The organism is Donghicola sp. (assembly GCF_025210255.1).
Taxonomy (GTDB): Bacteria; Pseudomonadota; Alphaproteobacteria; order Rhodobacterales; family Rhodobacteraceae; genus Donghicola; species Donghicola eburneus.
Map to the genome: position 1 here is coordinate 596,466 of NZ_JAOARZ010000022.1, position 15,348 is coordinate 611,813.

The window sequence follows — 15,348 nt, forward strand, 5'->3', positions numbered from 1 at the left end:
ACAGGTTTTGATCAATATCTGAGCAAATGAGACGTTTAAAAAAGGGCACGCCCCTTGCAGGGGGTCTGGTGCGAGACTAAGACTCAGGGAGCTAATTTGAATTTTAGTGTCCGAAAGACAGCAGGCAGAGGCAGAGAATGCACGATCCTATTGATACTTACATGAACACCCTGGTCCCTATGGTGGTCGAGCAGACCAGCCGCGGGGAACGTGCATATGACATTTACTCGCGCCTTCTGAAGGAACGCATCATCTTTCTGTCGGGCCCCGTCCACGACGGTATGTCGAGCCTGATCGTCGCACAGCTGCTGCATCTCGAGGCGGAAAACCCCTCGAAAGAAATCAGCATGTACATCAACAGCCCCGGCGGCGTTGTGACCTCGGGCCTGTCGATCTACGACACCATGCAGTACATCAAACCCAAGGTCTCGACCCTCGTGATTGGTCAGGCCGCGTCGATGGGCTCGCTCCTGCTGACTGCTGGCGAAAAGGGCATGCGTTTCTCGCTGCCGAACAGCCGCGTCATGGTGCACCAGCCCTCTGGTGGCTATCAGGGTCAGGCGACGGACATTATGATCCACGCTCGCGAGACCGAGAAACTGAAGCGTCGTCTCAACGAAATTTACGTAAAGCACACCGGTAACGACTACGAAACAGTCGAAGCCGCGCTGGAGCGTGACAACTTCATGTCGGCCGAGGACGCCAAAGAATGGGGTCTGATCGACGAAATCGTGGAAAACCGCACAAAGCCTGAAGACGAGGCGTAACATAACAGTTTTGTGCCACAGATTACCGCACTGTGGCACATTTGACATTGTGGCGGTGGGCGTGCTGCCCTAGCATTGCTCAAGACCAAGGGGTTTTGTCGGCATCGGCCGCACAGACCTACAATGCCGAGAAGGTGAGATATGTCGAACAATAGCAACGGCGACAGCAAAAATACCCTCTACTGTTCTTTCTGCGGAAAGAGCCAGCACGAGGTGCGCAAGCTGATCGCCGGCCCGACCGTGTTCATCTGCGATGAATGCGTCGAGCTGTGCATGGACATCATCCGCGAAGAAACGAAGGGCGGCGGGCTCAAGTCGCACGACGGCGTCCCGACCCCCAAAGAGATTTGCGAAGTTCTGGATGACTATGTGATCGGTCAAGCCCGCGCCAAGCGTGTTTTGTCGGTGGCTGTCCATAACCACTACAAGCGTCTGAACCACGCACAGGGTAGTTCCGAGATTGAACTGTCCAAATCCAACATCCTGCTTTTGGGTCCGACCGGTTGCGGTAAAACGCTGCTGGCCCAGACATTGGCGCGTATTCTGGATGTGCCGTTTACCATGGCCGATGCGACCACACTGACCGAAGCCGGTTACGTGGGCGAGGACGTGGAAAACATCATCCTGAAGCTCTTGCAGGCATCGGAATACAACGTTGAGCGCGCACAGCGCGGCATCGTGTACATCGACGAGGTCGACAAGATCACCCGCAAGTCGGAAAACCCTTCGATCACCCGCGACGTCTCGGGCGAGGGCGTTCAGCAGGCTTTGCTGAAGCTGATGGAAGGTACCGTGGCCTCGGTTCCGCCCCAAGGCGGCCGTAAGCACCCCCAGCAGGAATTCCTGCAGGTGGACACCACGAACATCCTGTTCATCTGCGGCGGCGCCTTTGCGGGCATCGACAAGATCATTGCGCAGCGCGGCAAAGGCAGCGCGATGGGCTTTGGTGCGGATGTGCGGGACGAGACCTCCAAAGGGGTCGGCGAATTGCTGGCTGAGCTCGAGCCTGAGGATCTGCTGAAGTTTGGCCTGATCCCCGAATTCGTTGGTCGCCTTCCGGTCATCGCTACGCTCGAGGATTTGGACGAGGACGCTCTGGTCACCATCCTGACCATGCCCAAGAACGCTCTGGTCAAGCAGTACCAGCGTCTGTTCGAACTGGAGGACACCAAGCTGACCTTCACCGACGACGCGCTGCTCGCGATTGCGCGCAAGGCGATTGCCCGCAAGACCGGTGCACGTGGTCTGCGCTCGATCATGGAAGACATCCTGCTGGATACCATGTTCGACCTGCCCGGCATGAGCGAAGTCGAAGAGGTTGTCGTCAACGAAGAAGCTGTGAACTCTTCGGACGCGAAACCGCTGATGATCTACGCCGAAACCGCCAAAAAGGGCGGTGCCAGCGCGGGCTAAGGCCCGAGGCTGACTGACATTCCAATGCCTGCCCCGATGGGGCGGGCATTTTTCTTGTCCGGTCCAGTGTGGCCGCATTTCCCGAAAAGGTTGAAGACAGATGAAGCGCATCAAATCCGGCGGTGTGTTCGAGGAAAAGATCGGCTACTGCCGTGCAGTCGTTGCGGGCGGTTTCGTCCATGTGGCAGGCACCGTGGGGCAGGGCGATACGGTCGAAGAGCAGTGCAAATCCGCACTCGAGGTCATTGGCGGCGCCCTTGAAAAAGCGGGCAGCTCCTTTGCCGATGTGGTGCGCGTGAACTACTACCTGCCGGACCGCGCGGAATTCGAAGCTTGCTGGCCGATCCTCGCGGAAACCTTTGGGGAAAACCCGCCAGCCGCGACCATGGTGGAATGTCGCCTGATCGACGATAAATACCGCATCGAAATCGAAGTTACCGCCCTCGCTCACGGCTAAGGGACTGGACCTTTCGAGGCCAATCGGCCATACGGAATGTAATTAGATCGGAGGCACCTATGGGTATTCTGAACACGCTGCTGAAAGCTGTGACCTGGTGGAACGGCGCGACCTTGAACACCATGCTCTGGACCAACCGTCACGGGCAAAAAGTGGGCGAGGACGAGCAGGGCAACGTCTTTTACCAAACCGAAGGTGGCAAGCGCCGCTGGGTGATCTTTAACGGCGAAGCCGAAGCAAGCCGCGTCAGCCCCGACTGGCATGGTTGGCTGCACTACACCTATGATGAGCCGCCGACCGATCGTCCGCTGGCCCACAAAGAGTGGGAAAAGCCGCACCAGGAAAACCTGACCGGTACGCCGCTGGCCTATGCGCCCGCAGGGTCGATCCGTCGCCCTGAGCCCGCACCGCGTCAGGACTACGAAGCCTGGCAGCCCGAGTAAGGCATCATCATGGCTGAGAACCGTACCGAAGTACTGGTCGGCGGCGCTGTTATGGCGCTCGCCATTGGGTTTGTGGTGTATGCAGGGCAGGTGGCTGGCCTGTCGCTAGGACAGTCTGCGACCTATCCGCTGACTGCGAGCTTCCGCTCGGCCGAGGGGATCACCCTAGGGACCGACGTGCGCTTGGCCGGTGTTAAAATCGGCACCGTCAGCGACATGGAGCTGAATCCGACCACGTTCCGCGCCGAGACCGAAATCCAGATCCAGAACGGGATCGAACTGCCCTATGACAGTGCGATTACCGTCGCATCCGAGGGTTTGCTCGGGGGCAACTACATCGAGATTGTGCCTGGCGGCTCGCTCGATAACCTTGCTGCTGGGGACGAGATTGAGGATACGCAGAGCGCGATCAGCCTTGTGTCGCTGATGATGAAGTTCGTGTCCGGGGGCTCCGAGTGATCCGGTACGCCGCAGCTTTGTTGATGGCCGTTTCGCTGCCTGCGGCAGCTCAAGAAGCGACAACGCGCGGTACCGGCGCGTTGCTGCGCGGCTTGGATAAAATCACCGGCGCCGTCACTGATCTGGAAATTGAAGCCGGCGGATACGCGCGTCTGGGGCGCGTTACCATCGCGCTCGGTGAATGTCGCTACCCGCCGGATGATCCGGCTGGCGAAGGCTATGCATTTTTGTCGATTGCCGAACAGGACGGTGCCTCTGTTTTTCAGGGCTGGATGGTCGCGTCATCGCCAGCACTGAATCCGATGGACCACGCCCGTTATGACGTCTGGGTATTGCGCTGCACCACCGCCGACGGATTGTCTTCGAGCGGGACAGAGTAAATATCAGCAACATTTTCCAGCGCGTTGGACAGCCTTGCGTGATATTCGGCGCGAGGAATCTCTATCGCCCCAAGGCTGGCCAAGTGCGGCGTCAGGAACTGCGTGTCAAATAGGGTAAAGCCCGTGCGGCGCAGGTGGTCCACTAGCCACGCTAGCGCCAGTTTTGACGCGTCGGTCTGGCGCGAGAACATGCTCTCTCCAAAATAGGCAGTGCCAAGGGCAAGGCCATAGACCCCACCAATCAGCTCTCCGTCTTCGGACCAGATTTCGAGAGAATGGCCATATCCGATCTCGTGAAGCTTGGTGTACAGAGCCAGAATCTCCGCGTTGATCCACGTCTCTGGACGTTCTGCACAGGCCTCCATCACGCCGCGAAAATCGCCGTTGATGGATACCGAATATCCCCCCCGCTTGATCCGCCGGGCGAGGCTGCGCGAGATGTGGAATGCATTCAGGGGAATGATGCCGCGCATCTTGGGATCGACCCAAAATAGGTCGGGATCATCGCGGCCCTCCGACATGGGAAAGACACCTGCGGCGTAGGCATTCAAGAGGAGTTCCGGCGTGATCGTCATAGAGGATAATCCTAATCCGCCCGCCGGAATGCGCAAGGGCAGGCGCGATGGCCTGCCCTTGGAAATTGTGTCTAGCAGCCTGAAAGATCAGCCGAAATTCGCGGCCAGCCACTTTTCCAACCAGTGGATGTCGTAGTCACCGGTGTGAATATCCTTTTCCGCGAGCAGCGCGTGGAACAGGGGTACAGTGGTGTCAACGCCATCAACGATCAACTCGCCCAAAGCGCGGTTCAGACGGGCCAAAGCCTCGGTTCGATCGCGGCCATGCACGATCAGTTTGCCGATCAAGCTGTCGTAATAGGGAGGAATCGAGTAGCCCTGATAGAGCGCGCTGTCCATCCGCACACCCAGACCGCCGGGGGCGTGGTACTGGGTGATCTTGCCGGGGCAAGGCGCAAAGTTCGGCAGACGCTCTGCGTTGATGCGAACCTCGATGGCGTGACCGTTGATCTGCAACTCGTCCTGAGTGAACGACAGCTTCTGACCCGCCGCGACGCGAATCTGTTCGCGCACCAGATCGACGCCAAAGATGGCTTCGGTCACAGGGTGTTCAACCTGCAGACGTGTGTTCATCTCGATGAAGTAGAACTCGCCGTTCTCGTACAGGAACTCGATGGTGCCTGCGCCGCGGTAGTTCATTGCGCCGATGGCGTCGGCACAGATTTTACCGATGCGCGCGCGCTCTTCTTCGGTGATGCAGGGGCCGGGGGCCTCTTCGAGTACTTTCTGGTGACGACGCTGCAGCGAGCAGTCGCGCTCGCCCAAGTGCACACCGTTGCCCTGACCGTCGCCGAACACCTGAATTTCGATGTGGCGGGGCTTTTGCAGGTACTTCTCGATGTAGACTTCGTCGTTGCCGAAGGCCGCTTTGGCTTCGGACCGCGCGGTGCGGAACGAATTCTCGATCTCTTGCTCGTTCAAGGCCACCTTCATTCCGCGGCCACCGCCACCGGCGGTCGCTTTGATAATGACGGGGTAGCCCATGTCAGCGGCGACCTTCTTGGCGTCTTCCACGGTGGGTACGCCGCCAGCAGAGCCGGGCACCACGGGGATCCCCAGCTTTTCAGCCGTTTCCTTGGCCGTGATCTTGTCGCCCATCTGGCTGATGTGCTCGGCCGAGGGGCCGATAAAGGTGATGCCGTGGTCTTCGACGATCTGCACGAAGTTCTGGTTTTCCGACAGGAAGCCATAGCCCGGGTGGATTGCCTGCGCGCCGGTCACTTCACAGGCCGCGATGATCGCGGGGAAGGACAAGTAGCTGTCAGTGCTAGAATTGGGGCCGATGCAGACAGCCTCGTCTGCCATGCGCACATGCATAGCGTTGGCGTCTGCTGTAGAGTGGACCGCGACAGAGGCGATGCCCATCTCGCGGCAGGCGCGGATGACGCGCAGCGCGATTTCGCCCCGATTCGCAATCAGAATTTTATCGAACATGGTTCAGCCTCACTCGATGATAACGAGCGGTGCGCCGTACTCTACTGCCGAGCCGTCTTCGACGAGGATACGCTTGACGGTGCCCGACTTGGGCGCGGGGATGTGGTTCATGGTCTTCATCGCTTCGATGATGACGATGGTGTCACCCTCCTTGACCTGTGCGCCGACAGAGATGAACGCCGGTGCACCGGGCTCTGCCTGCAGGTAGATGGTGCCAACCATGGGCGAGGTAACAGCGCCGGGGTGGTCGGCGGGATTGTCGCTTGCGGGGGCTTCGGCAGCGGCGGGTGCGGCTGCGGGGGCAGCGGCAGGCGCTGCAGCAGCGGGGGCTGCGTACTGGACAGGGGCAGGGGCCGCGACAGGGGCTGCGCGCGACACGCGCACATCAAGACTATCATCCTCGGCGTATTCACGCTTGACCTGCAGTTCGGTCAGATCGTTTTCGCGCAGCAGCTCTGCAAGAGCCTGAATGAAGGCGACATCTGCGTCGTGGTTTTGTTTGCTCATACCGTCCTCGATAGGTGGATATCCCGCGCCGGAGTGGCCGGAAGCGGGTCACGAATTTGAACGGCTTATACGCGGTCTAAGAATGCGTGAAAAGCTTCGGATCACTGTTTCAGGGCGGGAAAAGACGGGTTTCGCCTATAACGCGAATGGATTATCTATAAAATGACCCCGGATGATAGATAAATTCAAAACCTATCGAGGCGGGGCAATTTTCCTGCCCGAAGGGCCCATGTTTAGGGCGTCAGCATTCGCGTAAAGAGGGTGGTCAAATAGCTCTCGGCCTCGTCGAAAATCTCGTCGGTGTCTTCGCGCAGGATGGCGCGGACCTGAACGTCAAAGTCCGCGTAGTGCTGGGTCAGCGACCAGATCGAGAAGATCAGGTGGTATGGATCGATCTCTGCGATGCGGCCATCGGCACTCCACTTGCGGATGATCTTGACCTTCTCGTCGACAAGTTCTTTGAGCTCGCCTTCGATGGCGTGCATCATGCGCGGGGCGCCTTGAATGATCTCGTTCGCAAAGAGGCGGCTTTCGCGCGGGAAGTCGCGGCTCATCTGAAGTTTGCGCTTCATATAGGCCAAGATTTCTTCGATCGCGTCGCCGTCTTCCTTCATCTCACGGAGGGGATCGAGCCAGTTGTCCAGCAGCCCTTCGAGCACCTCGGTAAAGATCGCTTCTTTGCTTTTGAAGTAATAGAGCAGGTTGGGTTTCGACAGGCCTGCGGCCTTGGCGATTTGATCCAGAGTGCTGCCACGGAACCCGTATTGCGAGAACACGACCAAAGCGGCCTCGAGAATCGCTTCGGTATTCTTGCGTTGGATGCGGGTCATGGGTTTGCGCTGCGTCATGTTGGGTAAGTAAGATGCGTGACAACAGCTTGTAAAGAACGGAAATGCCGCCCAATCGCCGTAAGGGCGACTGAATATTAGGCAAGTCGCCCTAGTGCAGATGGAATTTCGAAGAATCTTCGAATATCAGGCGCGTTTGAGCCGCGCGGCGCGCCCGCCACGGCGCTGTTTGTGTAGGTCTGCGCGCGCCGGAAGTTCGCCCATGATTTGGCGGCGCACTTCGGGAGTCATCCGTGACCAAGCGCCGATTTCATCCAGCGAACGCAAGCAGCCTGTGCATAGTTTGGTTTCTGGGTGAATCACACAGATTTTGACGCAGGGACTTTCGATTTCGTCCCGTTTCCAGATGTCGTCGGTCAATCCGCTCTCCCAAGATGGCCAAGGCGATCCAATGCGCCCTGAAGGATGTAACTGGCCGCCACGTGGTCGATCACCTCGGCGCGGCGGCGGCGGGACGTGTCAGCCTCGAGCAGCGCGCGCTCGGCGGCCACTGTGGACAAGCGTTCGTCCCAGAATGTGATCGGCAAGTCGGTCAGTTTTGTTAGGTTGCGCGCAAAGGCACGGGTTTTTTGGCAGCGGGGTCCCTCGGTACCATCCATGTTGCGCGGCAGCCCCAGCACGATGCCAGAGATATTGCGCTTGGTCAGGATGGCCAAGAGCGCATCAGCGTCCACTCCGAACTTCTTGCGGCGGATGGTTTCTAGCGGGGTCGCCACGCCACGGAACGTGTCCGAAACGGCAACACCGATGGTTTTGTCCCCGAAATCCAGTCCGGCCAAGGCTGTCATGGGCGGGCAGGCGGCGGCAAATTCCGCGATGTCTTCGTGGATCACTGTGCGACCCCTGCTTGCTCTGCAGCGGCGCGGATGGCGGCCAGTTCATCGGGGCGTTTAGCGAAACGGCCTTGGGCTTCGGCCCAGATGGCGGCTGCGCGGTCCTGTTCACCAAGAACACCATAAGCATTGATCAGGCGCGCCCATTCTGGGGCGGTCCCGCCCTCGGTAGCAAGGCGCTCTGACAGGTTGGCGACCATGCCGCGGATCATGTTTTGACGATCTTCGTCAGAGAGTTCGGCGGCGTTCTGCATATCCTCGGCACTGGGGCCGCGCAGCATTGGCGCGTCAGAAACGGGGGGCAGGGTGTATTCGACACCAGCACGCATGGCGATCTCTTCGATCTGCGCGCGGATTGGCGGAATCCACGCCGCATCGTCGGGCCCCTGACGCAGCAGGCTGCGCCAAATGCCGAATGCCTGATCAGGGCGGTCGTTTTGGGTCAGCATCAGGCCCCAGTAATACAGAGCGGTGCCGTTTTTAGGATCGCGAGACAGCGCTTGCTTTAGAGCGGTCTCAGCCTCGGGGCTGACATAACCGCCGGCGGCAAGGATCAGGACGTCCGCATAATCCGCGTAGTCGGTCGCGGTAGCCTCGTCGCCCTTGATCTCTAAGACGCGGGCTTGAGCGGCGTGGGCGCGGGCAAAGTTGCCCAAGACCGCTTCGTTGCGCACGAGCAGGGCTTGGCCTTGCAGATCGTCGGGGCGCTGCTCGACTGCGGCGCGCAATTTTTCGACCAGTTCTAGATATTTGGGATCGCGGTCGGGGTTCGGCATCGGCGGCAGTTCCGCCTCGGCCTGCGCCTGAGTAGGACGATCTGCGCGGCGCTCTTCGGCCATCTCGATCCGGTCCTTCAGCGCCAGATCACCATATCCAAACGCGCCATAGTGGTTGTACATCCACCAAGCGCCCCCCAGCAGAAAGACGCCGACGACCGCTGCCATGGCCAAAGTCGCGGATTTCGGCTGTCCTGCACCAGACTGCTGCTCTTGCAATTTGGCATCGGCTGCTAGAATCCGGCGACCGATTTCGGCTTTCAGGCGCTCGACCTCTTCGGGGGCGATCACGCCGCGCGCAGAATCGCGCTCCACCTCGGCCATCTGGTCGCGATAGACCTTCAGGTCATAGGCCGCAGGGGGTTCAGCGCCCGCCTTGCCTCGGATGAGTGCCAGAACGAGCAGCGCCGCAACCATTGCAGCCAGGCCGAGTGTGATGATCCAAAATGTCATGTCGTCTCCCAAGTCTGACCGCTATTTAGGCAGGAATGGCTCTTGGAAAAAGTCAAAATCGCGCCATAACCATGGTATGTCGCAGGCCGCCACGGCCTCATGTCGCATCCAGTCGGTATTGTGACGCTGAGAGAGGCGGTCCAGAATTGCGACAGGTCCATGACGGATCATGAACTGACACACCTACGGATTCGAGTCTGATGAAACGCTATTCCGTCTTCGCGGTTGCCCGAGAGGCACAACGTTACCACAGTGGCTGGGAGCGCGCATGGCGTTCGCCCGAGCCCAAAAAATCCTACGATGTCATTATCGTAGGCGCGGGCGGCCACGGTTTGGCGACGGCCTATTACCTGGGCAAGAATTTTGGCATCACAAACGTTGCCATCATCGAGAAGGGATGGCTCGGCGGCGGCAACACCGGCCGGAACACCACCATCATCCGCTCGAACTACCTGCAGGATCCGTCTGCCGCGATCTATGAAAAGGCGCGCGACCTGTATGAGACTTTGTCGCAGGATCTGAACTACAACGTCATGTTCAGCCCCCGCGGCGTCATCATGCTGGCCCAGACCCATCACGAGGTCCGCGGTTACCAGCGCACCGCCCATGCGAACGCGCTGCAGGGCGTGAAGACCGAATTCATTGGCCGCGAAAAGGTCAAAGAAATCGTGCCGATCATCAACATTGACGGCCCGCGTTACCCTGTTCTGGGTGGTCTCTTGCAGAAACGCGGCGGTACTGCGCGTCACGATGCTGTGGCGTGGGGCTATGCCCGTGCTTGCTCTGACATGGGCATGGACATCATCCAAAAGTGCGAAGTCACCGGCGTGCGCCGCGTGGCGGGCCGTGTTGTAGGTGTCGAAACCACCAAAGGCTCCATCGACTGCAACAAACTTGGCATCGTGGTCGCGGGTCACTCGGGCGTTCTGGCCGATATGGCGGGCTTCCGTCTGCCGATTGAATCGGCGGCGCTGCAGGCTCTGGTTTCCGAACCCATCAAACCCTGCATGGACGTTGTCGTTATGGCGAACACCGTTCACGGTTACATGTCTCAGTCCGACAAGGGCGAGATGGTGATCGGCGGGGGCACCGACAGCTTCAACAACTACACCCAGCGCGGCAGCTTCCACCACATCGAGGAAACCGTGCGCGCTCTGGTCGAAACCTTCCCGATGATCAGCCGCCTGAAGATGCTGCGTCAGTGGGGTGGGATCGTGGACATGACCGGCGACCGCTCGCCCATCATCTCGAAAACCCCGCTGGAAAACTGCTTTATCAACTGCGGCTGGGGCACCGGCGGCTTCAAGGCGATCCCCGGCTCCGGTTGGGCGATGGCGGAACTGATGGCCAAGGGCTACTCGCCGCTGGCAAACGAATTCTCCGTGGACCGCTTCAAAGAAGGCCGTTTCATCGACGAATCCGTGGCCGCTGGTGTGGCGCACTAAAATGCGGAACCTTTTTCGCATATCCGGCGTTTGCTGTGTAACTGACCATTACACAGGAGCGAAATCATGGCTGCCCACGACAGCAACACCGGAACAAGCAACAGCTCGAACAGCGTTCTCGCGTTCATCGTCGGCGCGCTCGTCGTCGCAGTCGTTGTCCTTGGTTTCGCGCTGTATAACGGCATGGATTTTGGCTCAGAAGACGACATCAACATCAGCATCGAAGGCGCAGGCCCGGCTGCTGAGCAAGCTGGCGAAGCGCTTGAAGGCGCGGCCAACGCTGTTGATGACGCAGCCGAAGACGTTACCGGCCAATAACACCGACTTGCCTTTCGGCCGGTCGTTCAAAGATCGAATGGCCGAAGCATACCGTCGCCGCACCCCGCTTTCCGACTTACCTCAGGGGGGCGGCGACACTTATTCCCGACACACCAGCACCGCCGCCTCGCAGCACGCATTCCGTGCCCTGCGGTCTTTGTCGTGCGCAATTTCCACCTCTTTCCGTGCAAAAGGATTGGCCTCATGCTGACACTCCAGTGCCCCTATTGCGGCGTCATGGCCGAGGAAACCGAACTCTCCGCTGGCGGCGAGGCTCATCTGAAACGTTTCGGACCGGGCTCGAACGACGAAGAGTTCGAGAGCTATATGTTCATGCGTGAAAACCCGCGCGGCGTACATTTCGAACGCTGGCGCCATGCAAATGGCTGCGGCAAGTGGTTCCACGCGGCGCGAGATACCGTCACGCTTGAGGTTTTCGGCACCTACACCGCCCAAACCTCTGTGCCGCCCGCAGATCTTCTGGAAAAAATCCGCGCAGCGCGCCCCGGCTTTAAGTGGAGAGAGTTCGAATGACCTTTCTGCTTTGCGTAAATACTCAAATCCCCCCGTTCTCCGGCAAAAGCGAGGTCTGAGAGAATGAGCACCCGACTTTCCAAGGCAGGCCGTCTGGTCGACACCTCGAAATCTGTCGCGTTCACGTTTAACGGCAAGAAAATGCAAGGCCACGCGGGCGATACGCTGGCCTCTGCATTGCTGGCCAACGACCAGATGATGGTCGGTCGGTCGTTCAAGTACCACCGTCCCCGCGGGATCGTGGCCTCTGGCGCCGAAGAGCCGAACGCTCTGGTGAACCTCGGCTCTGGCAACACATTCGAGCCGAACCAGCGCACCACGACGACCGAACTCTTTGACGGTCTGTCCGCGACCAGCCAGAACCACTGGCCCTCGCTCGATTTCGACATCGGCGCGGTGAACGGTCTGTTCGCGAACTACCTGACCGCTGGCTTCTACTACAAAATGTTCATCCACCCGCGTCCGCTGTGGAAATACGTCTACGAGCCCTTCATCCGCCAGTCCGCTGGTCTGGGTAAGGCGCCCAAGGACACTGATGGCGACCGCTACGAGCACTTCTATGCGTATGTCGACGTTGCTGTGATCGGCGGCGGTGTGGCTGGCCTTCAGGCGGCTTTGGCCGCTGGTGAAGCCGGTGCCAAGGTTTTGCTGATGGAGCAGACTGCGCACTTTGGTGGCCGCGCTCCCGTGGACGGCGGCACCATCGACGGCATCGAAGCCGAAACATGGATCGCTGGCGCTCTGGCCCGTCTGGACGAGATGCCCAACGTCACTGTCCGTCGCCGCATGATGGGGGCAGGGGTCTATGACCACGGCTACCTGTTGGGCTACGAGCGGGTCAAAGACCACGCGCCCGAACTGGACGCCCCCCGTCACCGTCTATGGCGCATCCGCGCCAAGCAGATCGTGACCGCGACTGGTGCGATTGAACGCCCCATCAGCTTTGCAGGCAACGACATCCCTGGTGTCATGTTGGCAAGTGCTGTCCGCGACTACGCGGTGAACTACGGTGTCGCCGTAGGTCAGAAAACTGTCGTCGTCACCAACAATGACGATGGCTACCGCACCGCGCTCAAGCTCAAGGAGCTTGGTGTCGAGGTTCCTGCAATCATCGACGCTCGCGAAGACGGTGCAGGCGCTCTGGCCGATGCGGCGCGCAAGGCTGGCATTCGTGTCGAACCCGGCAAGGCGATCGCCAAAGTCAAAGGTGGCAAGCGCGTTGAAGGCGTCGAGCTCTGCCGAATGCAAGGCAATGGCGGCGCTGTGATCGAAACGATCAAATGTGACGCGGTTGCCATGTCCGGAGGCTGGTCGCCTGTTGTGCACCTGTGGTCGCACTGCGGTGGCAAGCTGGTTTGGGACGAGGTCGAAAGCCACTTCAAACCCGATCCCGACCGCGCGCCCACCAACCAAGAGGGCAAACCCTTTGTCATCACCGCAGGCAGCGCCTCTGGCCCCCTCGGCCTTGGCGAAGTTCTGGCGGATGCGGATGCAGCGGGCAAGAAAGCCGCCGAGGCTGCTGGCTTCACCGCTGCCTCGACCCCCGCACCCAGCGGCGACGAGCGCGACGAGAAGCCGATGCAGCCCGTGTGGATGATGCCCGCGGACGCTGTCTATGAGCTGCGCATGAAGATGTGGCTGGACTACCAGAACGACGTCAAAGTGTCCGACGTTCAGCTGGCTGCCCGCGAAGGCTACGAGAGCGTCGAGCACACCAAGCGTTACACCACGCTGGGTATGGCGACCGATCAGGGTAAGCTCAGCAATATCAACGGCTTGGCGATCCTTGCTGATACATTGGGTGCAGAGATTCCGCAGGTGGGCACCACCACTTTCCGTCCGCCGTATACCCCTATCTCGATGGGCTCGATCGGTGGCGAAGCGCGCGGCGAAATCTTCCAGCCGATCCGTCAGACTCCGATCCAGCAGTGGCACATCGACAACGGTGCCTACATGGAGCCCGTCGGTCACTGGCGTCGTCCCTACACCTTCCCCCGCGGGTCCGAGACCCACGAGCAGGCGGTGAACCGCGAGATCACCAACACCCGCACCAATGTGGGTCTGCTGGATGCCTCGACGCTAGGTAAGATCATCGTCAAAGGTCCCGACGCGGCCAAGTTCCTCGACCTCATGTACACCAACATGATGAGCACTCTGAAGCCGGGCAAATGCCGCTACGGCCTGATGTGCAACGAGAACGGCTTCTTGATGGACGACGGCGTTGTGGCCCGCTTGGACGAGGAAACCTTCCTTGTGCACACCACCTCTGGCGGCGCGGCGCACACCCACGCCCACATGGAAGAGTGGCTGCAGACCGAGTGGTGGGACATGAAAGTCTACACCGCCGATGTTACCGAGCAGTACGCACAGATCGCCGTTGTGGGCCCCAAAGCCCGCAAGGTTCTGGAAAAGCTGGGTGGCATGGACGTGTCCAAAGACGCGCTCAAGTTCATGGAGTGGACCCAAGGCAAGCTGGGTGGCTTTGATGCTCGCATCTTCCGCATCTCGTTCTCGGGTGAACTGTCCTACGAGATCGCGGTGCCTGCAAGCCAAGGTCGCGCCTTCTGGGATGCGCTGATGGAAGCTGGCGAAGAGCATGGCGTCATGCCCTATGGCACCGAATGTCTGCACGTCATGCGCGCCGAGAAGGGCTTTATCATGATCGGGGACGAAACCGATGGCACCGTGATCCCGCAAGATCTGGGGCTGAATTGGGCGATCTCGAAAAAGAAAGAGGACTTCATCGGCAAACGCGGTCAGCAGCGCACCTTCTTGGCAAGCGAAGATCGCTGGCGTCTGGTGGGTCTGGAAACCGTCGATGGCAGCGTGCTGCCCGATGGTGCCTACGCTGTGGTTCACGGCCACAACGAGAACGGCCAGCGCACCATGATCGGCCGCGTGACCTCGACCTACTACTCGCCCACCTTGGGCCGCGGTATCGCGATGGGTCTAGTCAAGCACGGACCCGAGCGTATGGGCGAATTGGTGGAATTCGCGAAAACCGACGGCTCGACCGTTATGGCGAAAATCGTTGACCCTGTCTGGTACGACAAAGAAGGGGAAAAGCAGAATGTCTGAAGCAATCAGCGTATTGGCTGGCGCGAACACCGAAGGGTTCTGCCGCGTCTCTGAACTGGGCCTGCATGGCATGATCACCGTCCGCGGTGATCTGTCGAACGCCGATCTGGCCAAAGCGCTCTGCGCGGTGGCGGGCGTCGACTCGCTGCCAGAGGTCCGCAAAATGGTTGGCGGTTTGGAAGGGGGCATCGCTTGGATGTCGCCGGACGAGCTGATGGTGTTCGTGCCCTATGCCCAAGTCGTCGACAAAGTGGATGAGCTGAACAGCACGCTTGCTGGCTCGCACTTCTTGGCCGTGAACGTGTCAGACGCCCGCGCGGTGTTCGGCATCGACGGGGCAGGGGCACGCGAAGTGATCGCCAAGGTCGCCCCCGTTGACATGTCCCCCGAGGCCTTCACCACTGGTGATCTGCGCCGCACCCGCATCGCTCAGGTCGCGGCCGCGTTCTGGATGGCCGGTGACGACAGCTTCCGCTTGATCTGCTTCCGCTCGGTTGGGGATTACGCCTTTAAACTGCTGAGCGTTTCGGCAGCCAAGGGCGGCGAAGTCGGCTACTTCTAAGTTCTGTTTTGGACGAGACAGACAAACCCTGCCCGAGAGATTGGGCAGGGTTTTCTTATGTGTAGG

At 59.7% G+C, this 15,348-nt stretch carries 18 protein-coding genes; 11 read left to right on the forward strand and 7 right to left on the reverse strand.

What is annotated here, in order from left to right; genetic code table 11:
• Nucleotides 1-137: 137 nt before the first annotated feature.
• The 6 genes from N4A58_RS10160 to N4A58_RS10185 all read left to right on the forward strand — a co-directional run bounded on the left by N4A58_RS10160 (nt 138) and on the right by N4A58_RS10185 (nt 3,919).
• Nucleotides 138-767, forward strand: a complete 630-nt coding sequence (locus tag N4A58_RS10160; protein WP_072706651.1) for an ATP-dependent Clp protease proteolytic subunit — start codon at nt 138-140, stop codon at nt 765-767.
• 141 nt (nt 768-908) lie between these two features.
• On the forward strand, nt 909-2,180 hold the full coding sequence (gene clpX, locus N4A58_RS10165; protein ID WP_072706650.1) for an ATP-dependent Clp protease ATP-binding subunit ClpX: 1,272 nt from the start codon (nt 909-911) through the stop codon (nt 2,178-2,180).
• Nucleotides 2,181-2,280: 100 nt separating this feature from the next.
• A complete protein-coding gene (locus tag N4A58_RS10170) occupies nt 2,281-2,637 on the forward strand; it encodes a RidA family protein (protein ID WP_092464355.1) in 357 nt (118 codons plus the stop codon).
• 59 nt (nt 2,638-2,696) lie between these two features.
• The gene (locus tag N4A58_RS10175) at nt 2,697-3,080 is read left to right on the forward strand and encodes an NADH:ubiquinone oxidoreductase subunit NDUFA12 (protein WP_072706648.1); all 384 of its coding nucleotides are present in this window, start codon (nt 2,697-2,699) and stop codon (nt 3,078-3,080) included.
• A 9-nt stretch (nt 3,081-3,089) separates the two neighbouring features.
• Complete coding sequence (gene mlaD / locus N4A58_RS10180) at nt 3,090-3,539, forward strand: outer membrane lipid asymmetry maintenance protein MlaD (protein WP_072706647.1); 450 nt, start codon at nt 3,090-3,092, stop codon at nt 3,537-3,539.
• A complete protein-coding gene (locus N4A58_RS10185) occupies nt 3,536-3,919 on the forward strand; it encodes a DUF2155 domain-containing protein (RefSeq protein ID WP_293709210.1) in 384 nt (127 codons plus the stop codon). Before mlaD ends, N4A58_RS10185 begins: the two co-directional genes overlap by 4 nt.
• Here the strand turns inward: N4A58_RS10185 and aat are convergent.
• From aat to ccmI, 7 genes are all read right to left on the reverse strand, one after another.
• Nucleotides 3,856-4,494, reverse strand: coding sequence for a leucyl/phenylalanyl-tRNA--protein transferase (gene aat / locus N4A58_RS10190; RefSeq protein ID WP_293709211.1), 639 nt, complete (start codon nt 4,492-4,494; stop codon nt 3,856-3,858). The two genes, N4A58_RS10185 and aat, sit on opposite strands and share 64 nt — an antisense overlap.
• Before the next feature lie 87 nt (nt 4,495-4,581).
• Nucleotides 4,582-5,928 carry an acetyl-CoA carboxylase biotin carboxylase subunit gene (gene accC, locus N4A58_RS10195; RefSeq protein WP_072706645.1) on the reverse strand — a complete coding sequence of 449 codons (1,347 nt, stop codon included), beginning with the start codon at nt 5,926-5,928 and terminating at the stop codon, nt 4,582-4,584.
• A 9-nt stretch (nt 5,929-5,937) separates the two neighbouring features.
• On the reverse strand, nt 5,938-6,435 hold the full coding sequence (accB, locus tag N4A58_RS10200; protein ID WP_293709213.1) for an acetyl-CoA carboxylase biotin carboxyl carrier protein: 498 nt from the start codon (nt 6,433-6,435) through the stop codon (nt 5,938-5,940).
• 233 nt (nt 6,436-6,668) lie between these two features.
• Complete coding sequence (locus tag N4A58_RS10205; protein WP_293709215.1) at nt 6,669-7,265, reverse strand: TetR family transcriptional regulator C-terminal domain-containing protein; 597 nt, start codon at nt 7,263-7,265, stop codon at nt 6,669-6,671.
• Between the two features lie 144 nt (nt 7,266-7,409).
• Nucleotides 7,410-7,643, reverse strand: a complete 234-nt coding sequence (locus tag N4A58_RS10210) for a DUF1289 domain-containing protein (protein WP_072706642.1) — start codon at nt 7,641-7,643, stop codon at nt 7,410-7,412.
• A complete protein-coding gene (gene ruvX / locus N4A58_RS10215) occupies nt 7,640-8,116 on the reverse strand; it encodes a Holliday junction resolvase RuvX (RefSeq protein WP_293709217.1) in 477 nt (158 codons plus the stop codon). The genes N4A58_RS10210 and ruvX overlap by 4 nt, the downstream gene beginning before the upstream one ends.
• On the reverse strand, nt 8,113-9,345 hold the full coding sequence (gene ccmI, locus N4A58_RS10220) for a c-type cytochrome biogenesis protein CcmI (protein WP_293709218.1): 1,233 nt from the start codon (nt 9,343-9,345) through the stop codon (nt 8,113-8,115). The genes ruvX and ccmI overlap by 4 nt, the downstream gene beginning before the upstream one ends.
• A 200-nt stretch (nt 9,346-9,545) precedes the next feature.
• Here ccmI and N4A58_RS10225 point away from each other — a divergent pair, with 200 nt between their 5' ends.
• The 5 genes from N4A58_RS10225 (at nt 9,546) to N4A58_RS10245 (ending at nt 15,282) form a co-directional block, all read left to right on the forward strand.
• Entirely contained in the window at nt 9,546-10,790 is a 1,245-nt protein-coding gene (locus N4A58_RS10225; RefSeq protein WP_293709219.1) for a sarcosine oxidase subunit beta family protein, read from the forward strand.
• Nucleotides 10,791-10,856: 66 nt separating this feature from the next.
• Nucleotides 10,857-11,108 carry a hypothetical protein gene (locus N4A58_RS10230; protein ID WP_293709221.1) on the forward strand — a complete coding sequence of 84 codons (252 nt, stop codon included), beginning with the start codon at nt 10,857-10,859 and terminating at the stop codon, nt 11,106-11,108.
• A gap of 204 nt (nt 11,109-11,312) precedes the next feature.
• Entirely contained in the window at nt 11,313-11,642 is a 330-nt protein-coding gene (locus N4A58_RS10235; RefSeq protein ID WP_293709223.1) for a sarcosine oxidase subunit delta, read from the forward strand.
• A 63-nt stretch (nt 11,643-11,705) separates the two neighbouring features.
• Nucleotides 11,706-14,720 (forward strand): sarcosine oxidase subunit alpha family protein, encoded by a 3,015-nt coding sequence (locus tag N4A58_RS10240; protein WP_293709225.1) that lies wholly within the window; start codon nt 11,706-11,708, stop codon nt 14,718-14,720.
• Nucleotides 14,713-15,282, forward strand: coding sequence for a sarcosine oxidase subunit gamma (locus N4A58_RS10245; protein ID WP_293709227.1), 570 nt, complete (start codon nt 14,713-14,715; stop codon nt 15,280-15,282). The genes N4A58_RS10240 and N4A58_RS10245 overlap by 8 nt, the downstream gene beginning before the upstream one ends.
• The last annotated feature ends 66 nt before the right edge of the window (nt 15,283-15,348 follow it).

Bases quoted from the DNA above. Each gene is read 5' to 3' on its own strand.
- N4A58_RS10160 (WP_072706651.1), top strand. From the start codon at position 138: ATGCACGATCCTATTGATACTTACATGAACACCCTGGTCCCTATGGTG.
- mlaD (WP_072706647.1), top strand. From the start codon at position 3,090: ATGGCTGAGAACCGTACCGAAGTACTGGTCGGCGGCGCTGTTATGGCG.
- aat (WP_293709211.1), bottom strand. From the start codon at position 4,494: ATGACGATCACGCCGGAACTCCTCTTGAATGCCTACGCCGCAGGTGTC.
- accC (WP_072706645.1), bottom strand. From the start codon at position 5,928: ATGTTCGATAAAATTCTGATTGCGAATCGGGGCGAAATCGCGCTGCGC.
- accB (WP_293709213.1), bottom strand. From the start codon at position 6,435: ATGAGCAAACAAAACCACGACGCAGATGTCGCCTTCATTCAGGCTCTT.
- N4A58_RS10230 (WP_293709221.1), top strand. From the start codon at position 10,857: ATGGCTGCCCACGACAGCAACACCGGAACAAGCAACAGCTCGAACAGC.
- N4A58_RS10245 (WP_293709227.1), top strand. From the start codon at position 14,713: ATGTCTGAAGCAATCAGCGTATTGGCTGGCGCGAACACCGAAGGGTTC.
- N4A58_RS10175 (WP_072706648.1), top strand. From the start codon at position 2,697: ATGGGTATTCTGAACACGCTGCTGAAAGCTGTGACCTGGTGGAACGGC.
- N4A58_RS10170 (WP_092464355.1), top strand. From the start codon at position 2,281: ATGAAGCGCATCAAATCCGGCGGTGTGTTCGAGGAAAAGATCGGCTAC.
- N4A58_RS10225 (WP_293709219.1), top strand. From the start codon at position 9,546: ATGAAACGCTATTCCGTCTTCGCGGTTGCCCGAGAGGCACAACGTTAC.
- ccmI (WP_293709218.1), bottom strand. From the start codon at position 9,345: ATGACATTTTGGATCATCACACTCGGCCTGGCTGCAATGGTTGCGGCG.
- N4A58_RS10205 (WP_293709215.1), bottom strand. From the start codon at position 7,265: ATGACCCGCATCCAACGCAAGAATACCGAAGCGATTCTCGAGGCCGCT.
- N4A58_RS10235 (WP_293709223.1), top strand. From the start codon at position 11,313: ATGCTGACACTCCAGTGCCCCTATTGCGGCGTCATGGCCGAGGAAACC.
- N4A58_RS10240 (WP_293709225.1), top strand. From the start codon at position 11,706: ATGAGCACCCGACTTTCCAAGGCAGGCCGTCTGGTCGACACCTCGAAA.
- clpX (WP_072706650.1), top strand. From the start codon at position 909: ATGTCGAACAATAGCAACGGCGACAGCAAAAATACCCTCTACTGTTCT.